This is a genomic window from Planomonospora algeriensis (assembly GCF_977012225.1).
In genome coordinates, this window is record NZ_CDRNDK010000574.1 from 1 (window position 1) to 3,495 (window position 3,495).

At 68.6% G+C, this 3,495-nt stretch carries 3 protein-coding genes; all 3 read left to right on the forward strand.

Features of this window, described 5'->3' with window-relative positions:
• Nucleotides 1-2,178, forward strand: a 2,178-nt coding sequence (locus ACWJ6R_RS32630) for a WD40 repeat domain-containing serine/threonine protein kinase (RefSeq protein ID WP_449065911.1), incomplete at its 5' end; no start/stop codon positions are given.
• Nucleotides 2,179-2,181: 3 nt separating this feature from the next.
• Entirely contained in the window at nt 2,182-2,631 is a 450-nt protein-coding gene (locus ACWJ6R_RS32635) for a hypothetical protein (RefSeq protein WP_449065912.1), read from the forward strand.
• Between the two features lie 104 nt (nt 2,632-2,735).
• Nucleotides 2,736-3,495: competence protein CoiA family protein (locus tag ACWJ6R_RS32640; RefSeq protein WP_449065913.1), on the forward strand; the 760-nt coding region annotated here is incomplete at its 3' end.

Here is a 3,495-nt window from a genome sequence, read left to right on the forward strand (position 1 = left end):
TGGACGGCCCGCCCTATGACCACGCGATTGGGCGACTACCTCCTGCTGCGCGAGCTGGGCAGGGGCGGGCAGGGCGTGGTCCACCTGGGCGAGGACCCGTCCGGGGTGAAAGTCGCCGTGAAGGTGCTGCACGCCCGCTTCGCCGACGAGCCCGGCGCCCGGGAGCGTTTCCTACGCGAGGTGCAGACCGCACGCAGGGTCGCCGCGTTCTGCACGGCGCGCGTCATCGAGGCCGACCTGACCGGAGATCAGCCGTACATCGTCAGCGAATACGTCGAGGGCAAGTCGCTGGCCGAGCTGGTACGCGCTGACGGACCACGGGACGCGGGCGCGCTGGCCCGCCTGGCGATCGGCACGATGACCGCGCTGCTGGCCATCCACCGGGCCGGGATCGTGCACCGCGACTTCAAACCGAGCAACGTGCTGCTCGGCCCCGAGGGCCCGGTGGTGATCGACTTCGGTATCGCCAAGGTACTGGATGCCACCTCCACCCAGTCCAGCGCGGTCGTGGGCACCCCGTCCTTCATGTCACCCGAGCAGGTCGCCGGCGAGCAGGTCGGGCCCGCCTCGGACGTGTTCAGCTGGGCCGTCACCCTGGCCTTCGCCGCGACCGGCCGGATGCTCTTCGGCGGTGACAGCATCCCGGCGGTGCTCAACCGGATCTCCCACCATGAGCCCGACCTGACCGGCGTACCGGAGCCGTTGCACGGGCTGCTGGCCGCCTGCTTGGCCAAGCAGCCGGCCGACCGGCCCTTCCCGGACCAGATCCTGCTCACCCTGACCGGGCACGGCGCGGCTGAGCAGCTCACGGCAGGCGACCCGCTCACCGTCGACCTGCGCCACGCCGCTACCCTGGCCTACACCAGGCGCCTGGAAGAGCGCTTCGCGCCGCCGGTGACGGCCACCGAGCCCACTCCACCACCTACCGGCCCTCCGGCAGGGGCTCCCGGTTTCCGTGCTCCCTCCACACCGCCGGCACGGATCCCCGGCCCCACCCACCCTCCGGCGTCGGCGTTCTCTGCCCGCATCGCGGGAGCCGTCGCCGCCGCGCTCGCACTGGCGGTCGCGGGCACCTTGGTGGTCAACCGCGCGGCCGGTCAGGACTCATCGTCCACCGCTGCCCCTGCGAGTCCGATACCGGCCGTCGCGACCGTGACCGTGACGCCCTCGGCCGCGGTGACGGCTTCTGCCGTACCGAAACCCACTCCGGCGCCGGAGCCCGAGGACAGCACCGCGTCTTCCGCGCCTTCCCCCGAGCAGACGACAGCGCCCGCCCCCGCTCCCGGCGAGGGGATCACGACCTGGCTGGCCCAGAGCCAGGGCTACGACGCGACCGCTCAGATCGATGGCCGCACCGTCGCCGTGTCGGGTGGCGGCGACGGCTGGGTCACCGCCTGGGACCCGGCCAAGGGCACCACGATCGGCGAGCCCGTCGACTGCAACGGAGGCGGCCTCAACCCGATCACCGCCCTGTCGGTCGCCGAGATCAGCGGCCACCCGGCCGTGCTGTGTACCGGCAGCGGCCATGAGATCCGCGCCTACGACCTGAGGACCGGCCGCCGCCTGGTCAGGCCGTACCGGACCACCTACGGCATCCGCACCCTGGCCCTGACCGAACGCGGCGGCCGGCCCGCCGTCGTGTACGGCGACGGCCACAGCAAGAAACTCAAGACCTTCCCCCTGAGCGACCACGAGAAGGTGACCGAGCTCGGCATCACCGGCGAAAGCGGGGACGGCGGCGGCTACGGACCCTTCCAGGTCATCACCGGCACGGTCGGCGACCGCCGGGTCGCCGTCTCCGCCGCCGGCTACGACGGCGTGCACGTCATCGCTTTGGACACCGGAGCGCTCCTAGTCCCGCCGCTGGACGCGGCCAGCTCCGACGGCAAGGACCACTTCGAGGCGCGCTCCGTCGCTCTCGCCGAGCGCGGCGGCCGGACCGTGGTGCTCAGCGGCTGGAGCGACGGCACCATCCGCGTCTTCGACCCGCGCACCGGCCATCGGATCGGCACCGCGATCACCCCGCACGTCACCGAGAACGACCCCGGCCACAACCCCGACGTCACCGGCCTGTTCCCGGTCAAGGCCGGCGGCCGCCACCTGGTGGCCTCCCGCGACAGCCAGGATGGCCTCCACCTCTGGGACCTGGCCACCGGAAAACCCGTCAGGAAGGAATGAGCCGTGCCCAAGCTGACCGGACAGGCCCGTAAGACCGCCGCCGACATCCTCACCATATGGCCGGCCGCCACGATGGTCGTCGACGGGAGTTACGGCAGCCTGGTGTTCGCTGTTCTCCAGCAGTGGCAGGACGCCCTGCTCGACCAGCCGCCAACCCCGTCCGAGGAGGAGCTCGCCGACCTCGAGATGAGCGAAGAGGCTTGGCATGAGTACCAGTACAACGAGCACCGGCTCCCGCTGCACCTGGTCACCGACGAGTGGATGCCCATGGAGATCGCCGAACGTTTCGGCGTGCCGGACAACGGGTTCGGCCTCGATTACTGGCCTGCCGAGTACCTCTACCCCATCGAGCGGCAGGAGGAGATCGAGCAGGCGCTCCGCGATCTCGGATTCACCGTGGTCGGGAGCAGCATCGGCAGCGACGGAGCCTTCCTCGAACGGTGGTTATCCTGACTATCGCTCATCAACCCTCCTATCGAAGATCGCCAGGTCGACGAACATCCGCAAGCTCCCATCTGCAACACGCTGAAATCCCTACAGCCCACTGAGAGTTCCCCATGCAGGACACCCGGAAAGTCCAGACCGCCGTCCTCGGATCCCCTCTTTCGCACGAGCCGATCGTGATGCCGACCGAACGGATCGATGCCGAGCTGCTCCGTAAAAACTATAGAGGGAAGCGGTTCTTTTGCGGCGAATGGCTGGGCGGGTGCGGGAAAGAGCTCTATACGCGGATCGGACCCGTCCGGGTTCCGCACTTCGCGCATCATCCCGACAACAGCGAAAAGGTGGTAAGCTGCCGTCGTTCCAGCACGGACGAGCGGAGCGCCGACCACCTCTACATCCGGCAAGAACTCACGTCCTGGTTGAAGCAATTCGGTCGCACGGTAAAAAATGTTTCCTTTGAGGGCACGGTTCCCCGCGAAGGAGGATCCTGCACCGGCCTGACGATCGAGACAGCAGAAGGCGGACTGATCGCGGTCTCGCTGAGGAACGACATCGCAAACGATTCGGACAAGAAGTGGCCGAAACTGGATGCAGCCCTCAGGCGATCCCACGAAGCCGTCGACTGGCTTTTCGCGCCCAGCGTCCCGATGGTCCGCCATATGACCAAGCGCGAAGGCTACGCCTTGGTGGTGGGCTGCGAATCCGTGGGTCACAGGCGCGCCGTAAGGATCGGCACGAAGATCGGTGGACGGATTCCGGTCTGGGTGGATCTGTCTGAATGCGAGGTTGATTCCCGAGGGCACATCCGAACTCCTCAATTGACGGAGTTCCGCAAACCTCGAGCGACCGCCGTCCCGCCACCCACCCCCGCAC